Below are 17,807 nucleotides of genomic sequence, written 5' to 3'. Positions count from 1 at the left end.
TGCTCGGTCAATAAGGGGTTCCTTATGAGTGCTCCGCACGACCTGCCCACGGCCGCTCAGCTCGTCGCGGCCGTCCGCGAGTTCCTGCAGGCGGACGTGCTGCCCGCGGTGGAGGGACGGGTGCGCTTCCACACCAGAGTGGCGATCAACGTCCTCGGCATGGTCGAGCGCGAGATCGAGCTCGGGCCCTCGCAGGCCGCCTCCCACGCCGAACGCCTGGCGTCGCTGGGCGTCGCCGACGACGCCGAGCTGGCCAGGGCGGTCCGCGAGGGCGACCTCGAAGGCGACCCCGAAGGCGGAGCGCTGCTCGACGTGCTCGCCGAGATCGTGCGGGACAAGCTGGCCGTGGCCAATCCCGGGCACGCTGAGTAGCCCGATACTCAGGCGCGAACGGCCCGTGTGGCGCACGCTGTCACCATGAACGTGGGCGGGTTCAGAGCGGCGCGAGCGCGCGCGGCCGTGGCGGAGGGGGCCGCGCAGGCGGCGAGGTTCGCGCAGACCGGCGACATCAGGGCACTGGAACGGGCGGCGGCGGCCCTGCGCAGGGCGCTCGCGCTCACCCCCGAGAACGACCCCGGCTTTCCCGAGCGGCTGTCGGATCTGGGGGACATCCTGTCCAGGACCTTCGACTCCACGGATGACAGGGCGCTGCTGGACGAGGCGCTCGCCCTGCAGGCCAGGGCGGTCAGGGCCGCTCCTCCAGGCCATCCGGCGGCGGGCAGGGCGCGCACGAGCAGGGGCATCGTCCTGATGAACGACTTCCGCGTCGGCGGCCCGCCCGAGCACCTCGACCAGGCGGCCGATCTGTTCGGCGAGGCGGTCGCGCTGCTGCCCGACGGCGACCCGCTCGCCGTCCTCGCGCTCAGCAACCACGCGGAGGCCCACAGGCAGCGCTACGTCCGCGACGGCGAGGTGGCCGACCTGCGCGAACACGCCGTGAAGCTGCGCGCGGTGGTGGCCGCCACCCCTGCGGACGACTCCTACTTCCTGTTCAGGACCGCCAAGCTCGCCGCCGCGCTCGTGCTGGTCTCCGACGAGCCGGGCGCGCGGGAGGAACTCGGGCGTGCTCTCGACACCATCCGCGCGGGACTGCCCGGAGTCCCCGAACCGATGCGCAGGGAGATCCATCTGATCGCGGGCGCCCTCCTGTACGGCGAGCCGCCCTCACTCGACGAAGAGCAACTGGCGGCGATGCGCGAGATCTTCGGGTCGCTACGGCAGCAGGGCACCACGGGAGCGGGGCTGCGCGCCGCCGTACTCGGCGATCTGGGGAGCGGGATCGTCGCGCAGGCCATGGAGTCGGGCAGGATCGAGGACGTCGACGGCGCGATCGCCATGCTGCGCGACGCGCTCGCCGAGGCTCCGCAGGGACATCCAGGCAGGCCCGCGCTCCTGACGAACCTCGGCAGGATGCTGGGCCAGCGGATGGAGTGGTCGGGCGAGCTGGGCGGCGTGGACGAGGTGATCGCCGTGCTCGACCAGGCGGTGGACGCCGCGCCCGCCGATCATCCCGAGCGCGGCCTCTACCTGGCCAACCTCGGCAACGCGCTGGCGCTGAAGCACGGTGCCGAAGGCGGCGACGCCCTGCTGAGGCGGCTGACGGACGTCTACCGGCAGGCCGTCGAGCGGACCGCGTCCGACCACCCCGAGCGCGCCATCGCGCTGACCGGGCTGGCCGCCGCCCGGTTCGCCGCCTACGAGCGATGGGGCAGGCGCGCCGACCTCGACGCCTCCGTCGAGGGCGACAGGGCCGCCGTTGACGCCACGCCGGCCGACCACGCCTACCGGCCGCTGTACCTGGCCAACCTCGGCACCGCTCTCGGCCGCAGGCACGAGATGACCGGCTCGGTCGCCGACCTGGACGAGGCGATCGCCGTCATGCGCGAGTGCGTGGCCCTCACCCCGCCGATGCACCCGCACAGGGGCGGGTGGACGTCGGCGCTGGCGACCGTGCTGGTCATGCGGTTCGACAGGACGGGGGAGCGGGAGGCGCTGGAGGAGGCGATCGGCGCCTACCGGCGCGCACTCGAACTGGCGCCCAAGGGCCATGTGCACCGCCACATGATCCTCACCAACCTCGGCAGGGCGCTGACCAGGCAGGACACGCCTGAGGCGCTGCAAGAGGCGGTCGAGGTGACGCGGGCGGCCGCCGCCGCGGCCCCCGCCGCCAACACGGGGGCGGCGATCGGGCTGGCCACCGCGCTCCTGCTGCTGTTCGTGCAGCTGGAGGACGCCACGCTGACGGCCGACGAGCGGCGGGCGCTCACGCTGTCGCTGCTGCGGGACGACGAGCCGCCGTCGGTGCAGGGCCTGGTCGCCAGGCGCAGGCTCCAGCGGACCGAGCTGCTCGACGAGGCCGTCGCCATCCTTCAGGAGCTCGTCCGAAAGGCGCCCGCGGGGACGCGGGCCAGGGCCAGGGCGGCAGGACAGCTCGGCATGGCGCTGCGCCTGCGTTCGCTGCTGACCGGCAAGGGCAGACAGCTCGATCGGGCCGTGCGCGCGCTGCGCGAGGCCGTCGACGGCGCGGTGGAGGACGAGCCCGTGCTGTCGATATCGCGGCTGCACCTGGCCGAGGCGCTGGCCGACAGATGGGAACGTTCGGGCGACGAACGCGACAGGGCCGAGGCGGTCGAGCAGTTCGCCGCGTCCGCCGCCGTCGCCACCGCCGCCCCCGCGTGGCGGGCGGGCGTGGCCATGCGGTGGGGCGCGTTCGTGGCCGAGCACGAGGGCCCCGCCGCCGCGGCCGACGCCTTCGCCACGGCGGTCGGGCTGCTCGACGCGGCGGCATGGCGCGGCATGGCGCGGCAGGACCAGGAGCGGGCGCTGGCCGAGTTCCAGGGGCTCGCCGCTGACGCCGCCGCCTGCGCGATCGCCGCAGGTCGGCCCGAGCGCGCGGTCGAACTGCTCGAGCAGGGCAGGGGAGTGCTGCTCGCCCAGATCATCGACGCGCGCCCGGTCCATGACGAGCTCGAGCGCCGCGCTCCGTCGCTGGCCGCCAGGCTCGTGGAGATCCAGGACGGACTCGACACCGTGGAGGACCTCGACAGGCGTCACGTGCTCGCCCGCGAGCGGGAGGAGACGCTCGCCGAGATCAGGGCGCTGCCGGGGCTGGCCGACTTCCTGCTCCCCCCGCCCTTCGCGAGGCTGCGCGCCGCCGCGCAGGACGGTCCCGTGGTCGTGGTGAACGTCAGCGACCACCGCTGCGACGCCCTCGTCGTCACCGCCGAAGGCGTCGGGCTCGTCCCGCTGCCAGGCCTGCGCGCGCAAGCCGTGGCCGAGACCGCCGCGGCCTTCGTCGAGGCGCTCGACGCCTACGCCCACGACGACGACCCCGACCCAGGCCTCCTCGACCGCGTCCCCGCCACCCTCGACTGGCTCGCCGAACGGGTCGGCCGCCCCGTCCTGGCCGCCCTCGGCCTGCACGCGCAGCCGCAGGGCGCCTGGCCCCGCCTGTGGTGGTGCCCCACGGGCGCACTGTCGCTGCTCCCGCTGCACGCGGTCGCGCTCGACGTCGCCGTCTCCTCCTACACCCCGACCCTGCGCGCCCTCGCGCACGCCCGCGAGGATGCGGGGCCGCACGCCGAGGGCCGCCCGCTGCTGGTCGCGCTGCCGAGCACGCCGGGCGAGGACGACCTGCCGGGCGCCGAGCGCGAGGGCGAGGCGGTACGGCGGATGCTGAGGGACACGCTCCCCCTGGTCGGGGCCGACGCGGTGCGCGCCGCCGTCCTCGACGCCCTGCCCTCCAGCCCGTGGGTGCACTTCGCCTGCCACGCCGAGCAGGATCCCGCCGCGCCGTCGGAGGGGCGGCTGGTGCTGCACGACGGCCCGCTGACGGTCAGGGAGCTGGCCGCCACCCGCCTCGACAGGGCCGAGTTCGCCTTCCTCAGCGGGTGCGAGACCTCGCGTGGCGGCGACCTGCTGGCCGACGAGTGCGTGAGCCTGGCGGCGACCGTGCAGCTGGCCGGGTACCCCAGCGTGATCGGCACGCTGTGGCCGATCGCCGACCTGCACGCTCCGGGCCTGGTGGAGGACGTCTACGCGATGATGACCTCGGGCGGCACCCGCGAACCCGACCCGCGCGCGGCAGCGCTCGGACTCCACCTGGCCGTCAGGGCGCTGCGCGAGCGCCATCCCGACGCCCCCGTCCTGTGGGCGCCGTTCACCCACATCGGCCCATGAAGGTCAGCGGGGCCTGACCAGGTACGGCCCCGCGCCGAAGAAGCCCAGGCCGAAGGCGGGCACGGCCACCGTCCACGTCAGCCAGACCGGCGCCGCGGCGCCCGCGACGAGATGGGCGAGCGTCGCGCAGGCCACCCACGCCAGGGCCGCGCACGCCAGCCCGCCGAACACCCGCACCGCCACCGCGGCCCCGCGACCCTGGTCGGCGGCCCGCCAGAGCGTCACGGTGGCCAGCAGCAACGCCAGCGATCCCAGCATCGCGATCACGGCGGGCGTGACGGGACCCGGCAGCGGCACCCGGTACTCGAACGCCTGGACGGCGGCCAGCACCATCAGCACCGAGCCGATCACGGCGGTCTGCAGCAGGTCGATCCGCTCGCGTCGCCGCTGCACCGCCTCCTCCCTGCGCTGGAGCCGTTCGCGCCGGTCCTGCACGGCCTCGTCGGCCGCCTGGATCGCCTCGGCGAGCGCGTCGCGCACCCGCTCCCGGGTCGCCTCCAGGTACAGCAGGTCGTCGGCCAGCCGCTGCTCCAGCCATCCGGCCAGCTCCAGGTCGCCGCGGAGCGGTCCAGGCTCGCGCTCGAGCCCTGCGGCGGCCTGGCGCATGTTCGCGGCGGCGATCTGCACGGTCCGCTCCATCTCGCGCGTCTTGGTCACGGCGAGCGTGAGACCGTCCGGTCCCGCCAGCAGCGACGACAGGCGCCTGCGCGCGGACACCAGATCGTCGGCCGCGGCGGCGCCGCAGGGACGGCGTCTCAGCGTCTCGTCGGCCAGCCCGAGCAGGCGGTCGGCGTCGAAGCCCTCACGCGTCCTCAGCTGGTGCCTGACCTTGGCCGCGTGCAGCAGGTGCGCGGCCAGAGGGGGGAAGTCGTCGGTGCCGCGCGACCACAGCCACGCGTCCGACGCGGCCCGCTGCTCGTCCGCGGCGACCACGAAGAACCTGCGCAGCGCCCGCGCTTCGGCGCCTGCCTCCTCCATGAGCACCGTGTGCACGCCGGCCGTCAGGCGCACGCCCTCGGCGGCGAAGCCGTCGGGAACCTCGTCGACGGGGGTGTCCAGGCTAGGAGCCACGCAGGTCAGCAGGCGGGCCTCGCCCAGCGCCCACGCCGAGGTGTCACCCGCCACCTCCGCCCACCGCGCCTCCAGCTCGGCCCAGCCGGTCCCGTCCTGGGGCGGCGGCGCCAGCGCCACCAGTAACGCCAGTACGTCGTGCCGGTGCCACACCACCGCCTGGACGATCTCCGACCGCGACCTCGACTGCCGCGCCGCCAGCACGCGGGCGCGGGGCGGACCCGCCAGCCGTGGCTCGTCCAGCCGCAGTTCGTACGGCCCGAGCTCGGGGATCGACCAGGTCATGCCGAGCCGGTCACCGAGGTCGCGCCACAGCCTCTCCAGCGGCCCGGCGGACTGGCCTGCGGGCGCGAACAGGTGGACGACCAGCGCCCGCTCATCCATCCTGCGCGGGCTCCTCGTCCTCATCCGCGCCGAAGGTGAGGATCAGCCGGTTCAGCCGCTCCCTGGTCTCCTCGGGGGCGGGCACCCGCGGCGGGTCGCCGTATCTGGTGCTGATGCGCACGGGTCCGATCAGCGCCAGCTCCCGTACGGCCCGCGCGAGCCGCTCCCGATCCCCGGCCCGCAACGCCTCCTCCATCGCGCCGAGCGCCGTGTCCACGCGCGCCCACCGGGCTTCGGAGAGCCGGTATCGGGCGATGGCCCGCAGCGTCGTCACCACGCTCGCCCGGTTCATGGTCGCCATCGTAGAGCCGTAGATCGTCTGACTCCAGACGAACGCGTGAGGCGGCCACGGATCACGTGGCCGCCTCACCTGTCGCTCACGCGGAGAAGGATCAGTGGGAGCCGGACAGGTCCAGGTCCTTGACCCGCGGGTCGCCCTCGTCGGCGAAGTACTCCGAGGGGGAGGTGGCGTCCTCGCCGTCGGCCACCTTGGCCGCGCGCAGGATCAGCGTGGCCACCGCGGCGACCACGAGGTTGACGGTCAGCGCGATCGCACCCGCGTAGATCGTCATCGTGGTGTCGAAGCCGAAGTTCTTCAGCGGGAACGCCGACCCGCCGAAGTGCAGCTTGCCGTTGGCCGGGTTCGGGATGAGGTAGAGCATCCACATGCCGGCCGCGAGGCCCGTCGCCCAGCCGGCGATGAGGCCGCCCTTGTGGAACCACCGGGTGTAGAGACCCAGCGCCACCGAGGGCAGCGTCTGCAGGATGATCACGCCGCCGATGAGCTGGAGGTCGATGGAGAACTGCGGGTCGAGCAGCAGGATGCACAGCACCGCGCCCACCTTGACGACCAGCGAGACCAGTTTGGAGACCTTGGCCTCCTGCGCGTCGGAGGCGTTCTTGTTGATGTACTCCTTGTAGATGTTGCGGGTGAACAGGTTCGCCGCCGCGATCGACATGATCGCCGCGGGCACCAGCGCGCCGATGCCGATCGCCGCGTAGGCCACGCCGGTGAACCAGTCGGGGAACATCTGGTCGAACAGCACGGGCACGATCGTGTTGGTGTCGGGCTTGCCGGTGGCGGGGTTGACGACCGGCTTGGTGTTCGCCGCGATCGCCATGAAGCCGAGCAGGGCGATCAGGCCGAGCAGGAAGCTGTAGGCGGGCAGCGCCGACATGTTCCGCTTGATGACGTTGCGGTTCTTGGAGGCCAGCACGCCGGTGAGGCTGTGCGGGTAGAGGAACAGCGCCAGCGCCGAGCCGAAGGCCAGCGTGATGTACTGCAGCTGGTTGGCGCCGGTGAGCAGGATGCCGTCGTTCTGCGCCGGGGTCTTGGCGAACTTGGCCGCCGCGGCGTCGAAGATGCTGCCCCAGCCGCCGAGCTTGGCGGGGATGTAGATGACCGCCGCCAGGATCACGACGTAGATCAGCGTGTCCTTGACGAAGGCGATGAGCGCCGGCGCCCGCAGGCCCGACTGGTAGGTGTAGGCGGCCAGGATCGCGAACGCGATGATGATCGGCAGGTGTCCTGTGATGCCCATGGCCTTCAGCACCGCCTCGATGCCGACCAGCTGCAGCGCGATGTAGGGCATGGTGGCGATGAGGCCGGTGATGGCGATCAGCAGCGCCAGCGTCGGGGAGCCGAACCGCGCCCTGACGAAGTCGGCGGGTGTGACGAAGCCGTGCACGTGCGACACCGACCACATGCGCGCCAGCACGAGGAAGACCAGCGGGTAGACCACCACCGTGTACGGCAGGGCGTAGAAGCCGAGCGCTCCGGCGCCGAAGACCAGGGCGGGCACGGCCACGAAGGTGTAGGCGGTGTAGAGGTCGCCGCCCACCAGGAACCAGGTGATCCAGGTCCCGAAGTTGCGCCCGCCGAGGCCCCACTCGTGCAGGCTCTCGATGTTGTCGGGCCTGCGCCACCTGGCGGCCACGAAGCCCATGCCGCTGACCACCAGGAACAGCGCGACGAAGACGACCAGCTCGGTCGTGTGCCCGGTCACTTGGTCATCCTGTAGACGATGGTCGTGCAGGTCACGCCGACGAGGATGAAGGCCAGCTGGAGCCAGTAGAACAGCGGGAAGCCCGCCACCCTCGGCCCGTCGGAGTTGAACAGGAACGTCAGCAGCGGCAGCACGATCGGCACGAACAGCAGCCAGTTCCATGGACTGCGGTCGGTGCGCTTCTGCCCGGATTCGGGGGTGACCAAGAGATCCTCCGGAACGTGAGTAAGATTCCCGCACACTAACGTTTCCCAGTAATTAATCCCAATTACTGAGACATTACGGTTTGGCCTAAACTGGGCCGTCTCACCATGTGGACACGGCGAGGTCCAGGTCGGTGACCGGTGATCGCCCCCGTCGGCGGTGTGCCGATCGGGGCGGCTCGCGCGCGGCCGTCGGGAGCCTTCGCCGCCCTGGCCGCGAGCGTGACGGCGACCGCGGCGACCAGGTCGCGCGGCGTCCGCGGGATGATCACGCGGGTGGGCACCGGCTTGACGGGCGGGGTGAACGGCGCCGCGCCGACGGTCGCGACGCCGCGGCTGACGAAGGCGGGCCGGAGCCGGCAGGGCCGCGGTGATCCGGACGGCCGGGGTCGGCCGGCGTCGGAGCGGAACGTCAGGAGAAGGACGGGGTGACAGCCGATACCAGTGGCTGCGATCGCGGTTGTCGCCGGGCAATGCCTTCTCCCTTCCGTTGCCCGGCACTGTAAATATGTAACTGTTTCGGTCAGGTCTCCTTTCGCCGAACGGTAGAGTCCCCGCGCCGAACGGTCAGCTCGTCGGCGATGTCGCGGGTGCCGTACCCCTCGGGGGCGGGAACCTCGGTGATCGGATCGGGGCGGTCGTCGAACTCCAGCCGCAGCGCCCTGGCCATGGTCGCGTGCATCTCGTACAGACAGGTCACGTAGGTCAGCTCGAGGATCTGCCCGTCGGGCAGGTGCCTCTTCAGTACCGCGAAGACCTCGTCGTGCACACGGCCGCCGTCGAGCACCAGGCCGTCGGTGTAGGCGAGCACGGCCCGCTCCAGCTCGTCGAACACGTCGCTGACCTGCCAGTGCGCGACCGCGCGCACCTTCTCCTCCGGCACGCCGAGCGCGCGCATCTGCTTGCAGTGCTGGGAGTAGACGAACTGCGACTGCCGCGCCCATCCGGCCCTGGTCTGGCCCAGCTCGCGCAGCACCGGGTCCAGCTTCGACTCGCGATAGAGCTGGAAGCCCTTCACGCAGTGCCGGAAGATCGCCGGTTCCTGCGCGAACACCGTCCACCAGTCGCCGGGCGAGCCGGTCGCGGTGCCCTCGGGCGTCAGCAGCCGGTCGTAGAAGAAGGCCACGACCTCGTCGCTCACCTCGTCGCGAGGCACCTGGCGAAGGCGCGGCATCAGACCGTCCTGTCGGCGGCGGTCTTCGGCTCGTGCCGTACGTCGCCCGGGCGGTCGAGCTCGCGCAGCCAGCAGGCGAACTCGATGAGGACCCCGTCGGGGTCCTTGAAGTAGATGGACCTGACGAACACGCCCTCGTGCACGTCGGGAGCGACGCCGAACTCGCTGTCGTCGTGGTTGAGCAGCACGCCGACGTCGACGCCCTTGGCGACCAGCCGGTCCCTGTACTCCTCGATCTTCTCCGGCGGCACGTCGAAGGCGAGATGGTTCATCGACCCGACGGCCGACAGCAGCTCGCCCCTGTCCGGCAGGTTCTTCGGCGCGGAGACGCCCGGAACCCCGTCGGGCGCGTCGGGGAACCAGAAGAACGCCAGCGCGTTGCCGCCGCCGCAGTCGAAGAAGAAGTGCTGCCCCCACCCCATGGGCAGCTCGATCGTCTTGATCAGCGGCATGCCGAGGACGCCGGAGTAGAAGTCGACGGTCTGCTTCATGTCCGAGCAGACCAGCGCGACGTGGTTGACGCCGCGGAGCTCGAATTCGCTGTTCATAGTAATCAACTACTTATCACAGGGGGGCTCGCCGAAAACATGACAGAAGGTGTCGGGCTTTCGCGCGACGATCGTTCCATGAACGGAAAAGTCGCGCTGGTCACGGGCGCCACAAGGGGAACGGGCAGGGGCATCGCCGTCCAGCTGGGAGCGGTCGGCGCCACGGTCTACTGCACAGGACGCAGCACCCGCGAGCGGCGCTCGGAGATGGACAGGGCCGAGACGATCGAGGAGACCGCCGAGCTGGTCACCGAGGCCGGCGGCAAGGGCGTCGCCGTACGGACCGACCACCTGGACCCCGCCCAGGTCAAGGAGCTGGTCGAGCGGATCGATCGCGAGCAGGGCCGGCTCGACGTGCTGGTCAACGACATCTGGGGCGCCGAAGGGCTGTGGGCCTGGGACACCCCGGTGTGGGAGCACGATCTGGACAACGGGCTGAAGCTGTTGCGACTGGCGATCGACACCCACCTCATCACCAGCCACCACGCGCTGCCGCTGCTGATCCGCAGGCCCGGCGGGCTCGTCGTCGAGGTCACCGACGGCACGGCGGACTACAACAGGACCCACTACCGCAACTCGATCTTCTACGACCTGGCCAAGAGCGCGGTGAACAGGCTGGCCTTCGCGCAGTCGCACGAGCTGCGCCCGCACGATTGCGCCGCGGTGGCGATCACGCCGGGCTTCCTGCGCTCGGAGATGATGTTGGAGAACTTCGGCGTCACGGAGGAGAACTGGCGTGATGGGGCCAGGGTCCATGAGGATTTCGTGCTGTCCGAAACTCCGGCTTTCACCGGCAGGGCCGTGGCCGCCATGGCCGCCGACCCCGACGTGATGCGCTGGTCGGGCTCCTCGGTATCCAGCGGAGAGCTGGCCAAGGAGTACGGCTTCACCGACCTGGACGGCAGCAGGCCCGACGTGTGGCGCTGGATCGTCGAGGTCCGCGAGGCCGGCATGACCGCCGACCCCGCCGACTTCCGCTAGCCGGAGGCGGACGGGTTCGGGTCGCCGAGCCCGTACAGGGCCGACAGCCGGCCCGCCGCCTTCGTCATGAGCTCGCGCAGCTCGGCCGGTTCGAGCACCTCGGCCTCGGGACCGAAGGCCAGGACCTGGGTGTAGGCGACGCCCAGCGACTCGACCGCCAGCACCACCGTGCCGTCCTCGGTGGCCGACGCCTGCGCCTCGGCCACCGCGGCGGGGTCGGCCACGTGCCGCAGCATCCGCAGTCCCGTCGGGGACAGGCGCAGCGTGATCCGGGTTCTGAGCAGGGAGCGGGTGAACTGCTCCGACCGCTCGCCCCAGAAGGCGGCCAGGTCGAAGGTGGGGTCGCGCTCGAAGCGGGCGCCCGTCTCGACGCTCACGTCGGTGAAGCGGTCCACCCGGTAGACCAGCAGGCGCTCGCCCGCGCGGCCCGCCAGGTACCAGACACCCGCCTTCAGCACCAGCCCGTACGGCTCGACGGCGCGTTCGGCCCCCTTGTACCTCGCGGTCACCGGATGGTCGCCCCACACCGCCCTGGCCAGCGGCGTGAGCGACGCGGGGGGAGGGGTGTCGCTGGCGAACCAGCCCGGAGCGTCCAGATGGAAGCGCTGGGCGGCGGTGGAGGGCGCGTCGCGCAGGCCCGGCGCGAGCGCGGCGGCGGCCTTCAGCCTGGCGGCGGCGGCGACGTCGCGCAGGCCCATGTCCCGCAGCGCGTCGGGCACGCCCGACAGGAACAGCGCCTCGGCCTCGGCCCTGTCGAGCCCGGTCAGCCTGGTGCGGTACCCGTCGATCAGGCGGTAGCCGCCCGCCCTTCCCCTGTCGGCGTAGACGGGGATGCCGGCCTCCGACAGGGCCAGCACGTCACGGTGGATGGTGCGCTCGGAGACCTCGAGCTCCTGCGCCAGCTCGGCGGCCGTCATCCCGCCCCGTCCCTGGAGCAGGAGCACCAACGACATCAACCGGGCGGCACGCACGCCCCGACTCTACCGACCGGACCCGTCCCCGGCGCGGTCGCGGGAAGGGGCCCGCGCCTGACTCAGGCGCTCACGAGCGGCAGGAGGAGAGCGGAAGGGCGCTCGGGATCGTGGAAGACCTCCACGTCGGCGGGCACCATGGGCCCGTCGAGCCCCAGCGGGTCGCCCGTGCCGGGGTTGCGGGCGATCGTCGGGTAGGCGCCGCTCGCCACGTGCACCCTGATCCGGTGCCCCCTGGCGAACCGGTGCGCGATCGGCCACAGGTCCACCGTCACCTTCCTGATCTCGCCGGAGCCGCCGGGCGCCGGCCGCCGCACGCCCTCGCAGACGTTCATCGACCGCCCGTCGGGATGGACGTCGCACACCCGCACCACCACGTCGACGTGCGGCGTGCTCGACCTGACGTACAGCTCGGCCGACACCGGCCCGATCGCCTCGGTGTCCTCGCGCAGGACCGGCGAGGTGTAGACGAGCACGTCCCTGCGCGCCTCCAGCCTGCGCTGGTCGCGCGGCCTGGAGTCGGCCAGCAGGACGGGGCCGCCCAGCACGGGCGTCGGATGGTCGGGGTGGTAGCGGTAGCCGTCGGGCGCGGACTCCAGCGGACCCTCGGGCCCGAGGCCGAACGCGCGCTGCAGGTGCCACCGCCGGGCGCGCATGCCCGGCACCGGCCAGTCGGGGTAGTCACGCCACTGCTTCGCTCCCGTCACGAACAGCCGCACGGGCGAGTCCCGCAGCCCCGACGGGTCGCCCAGCAGGTGCGCCTTGAACCAGGCGAGCGCCTCGGCCCTGGTCGCCGGCCCGTGCCTGACGTCGATGTGCCACCACGGCCCGATCGTCAGGTACGGCCGCCGCCCGGCCGCCCGCATCGCCAGATAGTCGCGCAGCTGCCACGGCAGGAACACGTCGTACCAGCCGCCCAGCATGGTGACCGCCGCCTCCACCTCCCCGACCGCCGCCGAGAAGTCCCGTCTGTCCCAGTACGGGACGGCCGGGTCGGCGTGATGCGCGAGGAGGTCCCGGTAGAACGGCAGCGCCTGCCCGGCCGAGACCAGGTCGAGCTCGGCCACGGGCCGCCCCGACAGCACCGCCCTTCTGGTCATCCGCGGCGCGGTCCACACCGAGGCGCCGCCGAACCTGCGCGACATGCCGTTGGTCAGCGTGGTCCAGCTCAGGGCCGACTCCAGCGCGAACGCCCCGCCCACGTAGGCGGCGTCCCTGAACTGGGAGGCGGTGATCTGCGTGGCCATCGCCTTCAGCTCGGGCCCGACGTAGGGCGCGATCGCCCATTGTGTGTAGCCGAGGTAGGAGGGCCCGTGCATCGCGAACGTCCCCGGATACCACTCCTGGCGGCGCATCCACTCGACGGTCGCCATGCCGTCGTCGTGCTCGTCGCCGAGCGGGTCGAGCATCCCGCCGGAGCCGAACCCGCCCCTGCAGCTCTGGATCACGACCTGGAAGCCGTGCCGGGCGAACCCGCGACCGTAGGCGAGCCCGAACAGCCCGCGCCTGCCGTACGGCGAGCGGATCAGGATCACCGGCGCCCGGTCCGCTCCGATCGGCTCGTACCTGTCGGCGAGCAGCGTCACCCCGTCGGTCATGGGGACGGGCAGGTCCCTGTGAGCTCGAACTCGCATTACTTACCAGTAACAGACGACACCGAGTCAGGACAACGTGACCCCTGTCACGAACATGACCTGCGTCGCGGCCCCCTTTGTGACAGTCGTCCCGGACCCGCCGGCTACGGTCGCGTAAGGTGATCGCCGCTTGGCAAACTATCCGGTCATGGGACGAATCACTTCGTATGTCGCTTTGGGGGACAGCTTCACCGAAGGGCTTGAGGACCCCGCCGACGTGGGGTACAGGGGATGGGCAGACCGGCTGGCCGAGCACATCGAGGCCGAACAGCCCGGCCTGCGGTACGCCAACCTGGCCGTCCGCGGCCGTCTGATCGACGAGATCGTCGGCGACCAGGTGCCGCAGGCCGTCGCGCTCCGCCCCGACCTCGTGTCGCTGTGCGCGGGAGGCAACGACATCCTGCGCCCGGGCGGCGGGCCCGAGGTGGTCGCGGCCAGGCTGGAGGAGGGCGTGGCGACGCTGAAGGCGGCGGGAGCCAAGGTGATGCTGTTCACCGGCTTCGACCTGCGCCAGGTGCCGGTCATGCGGCTGGCGCACAGCAAGATCGAGATCTTCAACCTGCACATCCACGACATCGCCCGCCGCCACGACGCCTTCCTGGTCGACATGTGGCCGATGGCGGTGCTGCGCGACAGGCGGGCATGGAACGAGGACAGGCTGCACCTGTCGCCCGACGGCCACCGCAGGGTGGCGCTGCACGCCGCCGAGGTGATCGGGCTGACGGTCGCCGAGGACTGGCGCGAGCCGTACCCGCCGCTGCTGCCGCCGCAGTGGACGGACGCCCGCAAGGACGACCTGCGCTGGGCCAGGCAGTTCCTCGGCCCCTGGATCAGCAGGCGCATCCACGGGCGCTCCTCGGGCGACGGCGTCGACCCGAAGCGACCCCAGCTGGCCCCGCTGGACACGGCATCCTGACCGGCGGCTTTCCCGGGGCGGCGCGCCAGAGTGTCGCGTTGCATGATCTCCGATGCGGCGGCTACGCTTGCGGCATGCGAATCCGCTTGCAGCTTCAGTGGTGGCGCCGCTCCTAGGCGGCGCGAGATTCGCATTCCTCAACGGACGGCCGCCCCGGAAGGCGGCCTTTCGCGTCTCCGCCCCCGGGGCTCATGAGCTAGCAAGGGGCTTTGAGTGGAGACGAGCGGATATACCACCGCTGGTGGCGTCAGCGTCGAGCGTGAGGTACGTGAGGTGCCCGAGGCGGCCCTCGAGGAGATCGTGACCGCGCTGGGCGAGCGGCGCGGCGGCGCGTTCTCCTCCGGCATGGACTACCCGGGTCGCTACAGCCGATGGGCGTTCGGCTACGTCGATCCTTGCATCGAGCTCGTGGCCAGGGGCCGCACGATCGCGGCGCGCGCGCTCAACGAGCGCGGCAGGGTCGTGCTCCCCGCGCTGGCCTCCTGCCTGCTGGCGGCGGGCAAACCCGTCTCCCCGCCGACCGACACCCACGTCGAGGTGCACATCGCCGAGCCGGGCGCCGACCCCGGCGAGGTGCTGCCCGAGGAGATGCGCAGCCGCCGCCCCACAGTGTTCACCGCCATCCGCGAGGTCATCGCCGCCTTCAAGGGGGAGGACCCGCACCTGGGCCTGTACGGCGCGTTCGGCTACGACCTCGCCTTCCAGTTCGAGCCGATCCGCCACGAACTGGAACGCCCGGCCGACCAGCGCGACCTGGTCCTCCACCTGCCCGACAGGATCGTCGTCATCGACCGCCAGCGCGAGACGTGCGTGGAGTACCGCTACGAGTTCACCGTGGACGGCGTCTCCACCAGGGGTCTGGAGCGCACCGGCGAGAGCTTCCCGCAGGTCGTCCCCACCGAGATCCCGAAGGACCCGGAGAAGGGCGCCTACGCGACGGTCGTGGCGGCGGCCAAGGAGAGGTTCAAGCGCGGCGACCTGTTCGAGGTCGTGCCCGGCCAGGTCTTCCACGCCACCTGCACCGACCCGTCGGCCTTCTACCGCAGCCTGCGCCACTCCAACCCCGCCCCGTACGAGTTCATCATCAACCTCGGCGACGGCGAGCACCTGGTCGGCGCCTCGCCCGAGATGTACGTCCGCGTCAACGGCGACAGGGTCGAGACCTGCCCCATCTCCGGCACCATCGCCCGCGGCTCCAACCCCGTCGAGGACGCCGAGGCCATCCGCACCCTCCTGTCCAGCGTCAAGGAGGAGTCGGAGCTGACGATGTGCACCGACGTCGACCGCAACGACAAGTCGCGCATCTGCGTCCCCGGCAGCGTGCAGGTGATCGGCCGCCGCCAGATCGAGCTCTACTCCCGTCTGATCCACACCGTCGACCACATCGAGGGCCGCCTGCGCCCCGAGTTCGACGCCCTCGACGCCTTCCTCACCCACATGTGGGCCGTCACCGTCACCGGTGCGCCCAAGACGTGGGCGATGCAGTTCATCGAGGACCACGAGGCCACCACCCGCAGGTGGTACGGCGGAGCGATCGGCTTCATCGGCTTCGACGGCTCCATGAACACCGGCCTGACCCTGCGCACCGCCCAGATCAAGCACGGCGTGGCCACCGTCAGGGCAGGGGCGACCCTGCTGTTCGACTCCGACCCCGAGTCCGAGGAGCGCGAGACCGAGCTCAAGGCCAGCGCCCTGCTCGGCGCCCTGGCCGCGGTCAACCAGCCGTCCTCGGTGGCGCAGGCGCCGGTGCGGGAGCAGCCGGGACAGGGGATGAAGGTCCTGCTCGTCGACCACGAGGACTCCTTCGTCAACACCCTGGCCGACTACTTCCGCCAGGAGGGGGCCGACGTCGTCACCCTGCGCCACGGCTTCCCCGCGGGGATGATCGACAGGATCGCCCCCGACCTGGTGGTCCTGTCCCCCGGGCCGGGATGGCCGTCCGACTTCGGCATGTCCGCCCTCATCGACGAGGTGTACGGCAGGGGCCTGCCGGTCTTCGGCGTCTGCCTCGGCCTGCAGGCCATGGTCGAGCAGGCGGGCGGCACGCTCGAACTGCTCGACTACCCCGAGCACGGCAAGCGCGGCCACGTCTCCAGGCTCGGCGACAGCGCCCTGCTCGAAGGGCTGCCGGCCGAGTTCGTCGCGGCCCGCTACCACTCGCTGCACGCCAAGCGGCCAGGCGTGGTCGGGTTCACCGCCACCGCGCTCACACCCGACGGCAACGTGATGGCGATCGAGGACGTGGCCAACCGGCGCTTCGCCGTCCAGTTCCACCCCGAGTCGATCCTGACGGCCGAGGGCGCGGCGGGTGCGAAGATCATCGCCAACGTCCTCCGGCTGGCCCGAAGGTCCTGACCTGCGGGGACCCCGGCGGCCGCGCCCGCCGGGGTCCCCGCCGCGTGATCGGCCCGTCGCCGGCCTCGTGGTCTGATGCGCCGGCGGACCCGCCCCGGCTTCGGTCCCGCTCCGACGGGCTTCTCGATCAAGAGCAGGGAAAGATCGGCCCTGCCCGACGGAGACTTCCACGTCGGAGATCTTCGCTGTCGGCAAAGTCCCGGTGGGCGGCGCGATCACGCTCTAGAGTCGGGCGCATGCTCCCCGTAGCCCTCCCGGACGCCGTGCGTGAAGCCCTGCTCGCCCCGCTCGTCGACCACCACTGCCACGGGGTGCGCCGCGACGACCTCAGCCGTGCCCAGTTCGAGCTGCTCATCAGCGAGTCGCGCCTGCCGGCCCCGCCCGGCACCACCCACTTCGACACCCCGCTCGGGGCGGCCATCCGCCGCTGGTGCGCGCCCGTGCTCGGCCTCGACCCGCACGTCGCCCCCGCGGTCTACCTGGCCAGGCGGGAGGAGCTCGGCGCGGCCGAGGTCAACAGGCGGCTGCTGAGGGCCGCAGGGGTGGTCGCCTTCCTCGTCGACACCGGCCTCGAGGCGCCCGACCTGCTGTCGGCGGCCGAGATGGGCCGCCACGGCGGCGCTGCGGCCGACGAGATCGTCCGCCTGGAGCAGATCGAGCAGGACATCGCCGAGACCGCGGGCGTCGCCGTCGACTACATGGACAGCCTCGCCGAGGAGCTCGTCGCCAGGGCGGCCCGCGCCGTCGGCCTCAAGTCGATCATCGCCTACCGGTGCGGCCTCGACTTCGACCCCTCCAGGCCCAGCCGCGGCTCGGTCATCGCCGCGGCCAACCGCAGGCTGTCCGACCCCAAGGAGAGCCTCGTCGACCCCATCCTGCTGCGCCACCTGCTGTGGACGGCCGTCGACGTCGCCCGCGAGCGCGGCCTGCCGATCCAGTTCCACACCGGGTACGGCGACGCCGACCTCGACCTGTCGCGTGCCGACCCCGCCCAGATGACCGGCTTCATCAGAGCCCTGCAACCGCTCGGCGTCCCCGTCGTCCTGCTGCACTGCTACCCCTACCACCGGCAGGCCGCCTACCTGTCAGGGGTGTTCCCCCACGTCTACGTCGACGTCGGCCTGGCCCTCACCCACACCGCCGCGGGGTCGGCCGGGGTGCTCGGCGAGCTGCTGGAGCTCGTGCCGTTCCACAAGCAGCTGTTCAGTTCCGACTGCTACGGCGCGGCCGAGACCTGCCACATCGGTGCCCTCTATTTCAGGCGGGGAATGGCGGAGGTGCTGGCCGCGAGGATCGGGTCGGGGGAGTGGACGGCCGCCGACGCCGCCCGCATCGCCCACATGATCGGCTCGGGCAACGCCCGGCGCGTCTACCGCCTCTGAGCC

Annotated in this window: 15 protein-coding genes; 7 read left to right on the top strand and 8 right to left on the bottom strand. The window is 72.0% G+C overall.

The window, feature by feature from the left end:
* Positions 1-24 precede the first annotated feature (24 nt).
* Entirely contained in the window at positions 25-372 is a 348-nt protein-coding gene (locus tag ACFSKW_RS02385; RefSeq protein WP_379568595.1) for a DUF6285 domain-containing protein, read from the top strand.
* A 45-nt stretch (positions 373-417) separates the two neighbouring features.
* Entirely contained in the window at positions 418-4,179 is a 3,762-nt protein-coding gene (locus ACFSKW_RS02380) for a CHAT domain-containing tetratricopeptide repeat protein (RefSeq protein WP_379568593.1), read from the top strand.
* A 3-nt stretch (positions 4,180-4,182) separates the two neighbouring features.
* On the opposite strand, the gene ACFSKW_RS02375 is transcribed toward ACFSKW_RS02380, so the two are convergent.
* From ACFSKW_RS02375 to ACFSKW_RS02360, 4 genes are all read right to left on the bottom strand, one after another.
* A complete protein-coding gene (locus ACFSKW_RS02375; protein WP_379568592.1) occupies positions 4,183-5,634 on the bottom strand; it encodes a CATRA conflict system CASPASE/TPR repeat-associated protein in 1,452 nt (483 codons plus the stop codon).
* A complete protein-coding gene (locus tag ACFSKW_RS02370; protein WP_379568590.1) occupies positions 5,627-5,926 on the bottom strand; it encodes a CATRA system-associated protein in 300 nt (99 codons plus the stop codon). Before ACFSKW_RS02370 ends, ACFSKW_RS02375 begins: the two co-directional genes overlap by 8 nt.
* A gap of 100 nt (positions 5,927-6,026) precedes the next feature.
* Complete coding sequence (mctP, locus tag ACFSKW_RS02365; RefSeq protein ID WP_379568588.1) at positions 6,027-7,640, bottom strand: monocarboxylate uptake permease MctP; 1,614 nt, start codon at positions 7,638-7,640, stop codon at positions 6,027-6,029.
* A complete protein-coding gene (locus ACFSKW_RS02360; protein ID WP_379568586.1) occupies positions 7,637-7,846 on the bottom strand; it encodes a DUF3311 domain-containing protein in 210 nt (69 codons plus the stop codon). Before ACFSKW_RS02360 ends, mctP begins: the two co-directional genes overlap by 4 nt.
* A 138-nt stretch (positions 7,847-7,984) precedes the next feature.
* Between ACFSKW_RS02360 and ACFSKW_RS02355 the strand changes: the two genes are divergently transcribed.
* A complete protein-coding gene (locus ACFSKW_RS02355; RefSeq protein WP_379568584.1) occupies positions 7,985-8,275 on the top strand; it encodes a hypothetical protein in 291 nt (96 codons plus the stop codon).
* A gap of 91 nt (positions 8,276-8,366) precedes the next feature.
* Here ACFSKW_RS02355 and ACFSKW_RS02350 read toward each other — a convergent pair whose 3' ends face one another.
* Both ACFSKW_RS02350 and ACFSKW_RS02345 read right to left on the bottom strand, forming a co-directional pair.
* On the bottom strand, positions 8,367-9,017 hold the full coding sequence (locus ACFSKW_RS02350; RefSeq protein ID WP_379568582.1) for a carboxymuconolactone decarboxylase family protein: 651 nt from the start codon (positions 9,015-9,017) through the stop codon (positions 8,367-8,369).
* On the bottom strand, positions 9,017-9,565 hold the full coding sequence (locus ACFSKW_RS02345; RefSeq protein WP_379568581.1) for a VOC family protein: 549 nt from the start codon (positions 9,563-9,565) through the stop codon (positions 9,017-9,019). The genes ACFSKW_RS02350 and ACFSKW_RS02345 overlap by 1 nt, the downstream gene beginning before the upstream one ends.
* Before the next feature lie 78 nt (positions 9,566-9,643).
* On the opposite strand from ACFSKW_RS02345, the gene ACFSKW_RS02340 reads away from it, so the two are divergent.
* Entirely contained in the window at positions 9,644-10,546 is a 903-nt protein-coding gene (locus ACFSKW_RS02340; RefSeq protein ID WP_379568579.1) for an SDR family oxidoreductase, read from the top strand.
* On the opposite strand, the gene ACFSKW_RS02335 is transcribed toward ACFSKW_RS02340, so the two are convergent.
* Together ACFSKW_RS02335 and ACFSKW_RS02330 are read right to left on the bottom strand one after the other, a co-directional pair.
* A complete protein-coding gene (locus ACFSKW_RS02335) occupies positions 10,543-11,517 on the bottom strand; it encodes a helix-turn-helix transcriptional regulator (protein ID WP_379568578.1) in 975 nt (324 codons plus the stop codon). The two genes, ACFSKW_RS02340 and ACFSKW_RS02335, sit on opposite strands and share 4 nt — an antisense overlap.
* A gap of 62 nt (positions 11,518-11,579) precedes the next feature.
* Entirely contained in the window at positions 11,580-13,151 is a 1,572-nt protein-coding gene (locus ACFSKW_RS02330; RefSeq protein WP_379568576.1) for a CocE/NonD family hydrolase, read from the bottom strand.
* A 148-nt stretch (positions 13,152-13,299) separates the two neighbouring features.
* Between ACFSKW_RS02330 and ACFSKW_RS02325 the strand changes: the two genes are divergently transcribed.
* The 3 genes from ACFSKW_RS02325 to ACFSKW_RS02315 all read left to right on the top strand — a co-directional run bounded on the left by ACFSKW_RS02325 (position 13,300) and on the right by ACFSKW_RS02315 (position 17,804).
* Positions 13,300-14,067, top strand: a complete 768-nt coding sequence (locus ACFSKW_RS02325) for an SGNH/GDSL hydrolase family protein (RefSeq protein WP_379568574.1) — start codon at positions 13,300-13,302, stop codon at positions 14,065-14,067.
* A 213-nt stretch (positions 14,068-14,280) separates the two neighbouring features.
* A complete protein-coding gene (locus tag ACFSKW_RS02320; RefSeq protein WP_379568572.1) occupies positions 14,281-16,422 on the top strand; it encodes an anthranilate synthase component I in 2,142 nt (713 codons plus the stop codon).
* A 236-nt stretch (positions 16,423-16,658) separates the two neighbouring features.
* Entirely contained in the window at positions 16,659-17,804 is a 1,146-nt protein-coding gene (locus tag ACFSKW_RS02315; RefSeq protein WP_379568570.1) for an amidohydrolase family protein, read from the top strand.
* Positions 17,805-17,807 lie beyond the last annotated feature (3 nt).

Origin of the sequence: Nonomuraea mangrovi, from assembly GCF_042681425.1 — a bacterium.
Classification (GTDB): Bacteria; Actinomycetota; Actinomycetes; order Streptosporangiales; family Streptosporangiaceae; genus Nonomuraea; species Nonomuraea mangrovi.
Note: the sequence above shows the minus strand (reverse complement) of the source record. Positions and strands in the feature narration are given on the sequence as shown.

What these genes read in the sequence shown, in the direction of transcription:
- ACFSKW_RS02385 (WP_379568595.1), top strand. Translation starts at nt 25, where the DNA reads ATGAGTGCTCCGCACGACCTGCCCACGGCCGCTCAGCTCGTCGCGGCC.
- ACFSKW_RS02380 (WP_379568593.1), top strand. Translation starts at nt 418, where the DNA reads ATGAACGTGGGCGGGTTCAGAGCGGCGCGAGCGCGCGCGGCCGTGGCG.
- ACFSKW_RS02375 (WP_379568592.1), bottom strand. Translation starts at nt 5,634, where the DNA reads ATGGATGAGCGGGCGCTGGTCGTCCACCTGTTCGCGCCCGCAGGCCAG.
- ACFSKW_RS02370 (WP_379568590.1), bottom strand. Translation starts at nt 5,926, where the DNA reads ATGAACCGGGCGAGCGTGGTGACGACGCTGCGGGCCATCGCCCGATAC.
- ACFSKW_RS02350 (WP_379568582.1), bottom strand. Translation starts at nt 9,017, where the DNA reads ATGCCGCGCCTTCGCCAGGTGCCTCGCGACGAGGTGAGCGACGAGGTC.
- ACFSKW_RS02345 (WP_379568581.1), bottom strand. Translation starts at nt 9,565, where the DNA reads ATGAACAGCGAATTCGAGCTCCGCGGCGTCAACCACGTCGCGCTGGTC.
- ACFSKW_RS02340 (WP_379568579.1), top strand. Translation starts at nt 9,644, where the DNA reads ATGAACGGAAAAGTCGCGCTGGTCACGGGCGCCACAAGGGGAACGGGC.
- ACFSKW_RS02330 (WP_379568576.1), bottom strand. Translation starts at nt 13,151, where the DNA reads ATGCGAGTTCGAGCTCACAGGGACCTGCCCGTCCCCATGACCGACGGG.
- ACFSKW_RS02325 (WP_379568574.1), top strand. Translation starts at nt 13,300, where the DNA reads ATGGGACGAATCACTTCGTATGTCGCTTTGGGGGACAGCTTCACCGAA.
- ACFSKW_RS02315 (WP_379568570.1), top strand. Translation starts at nt 16,659, where the DNA reads ATGCTCCCCGTAGCCCTCCCGGACGCCGTGCGTGAAGCCCTGCTCGCC.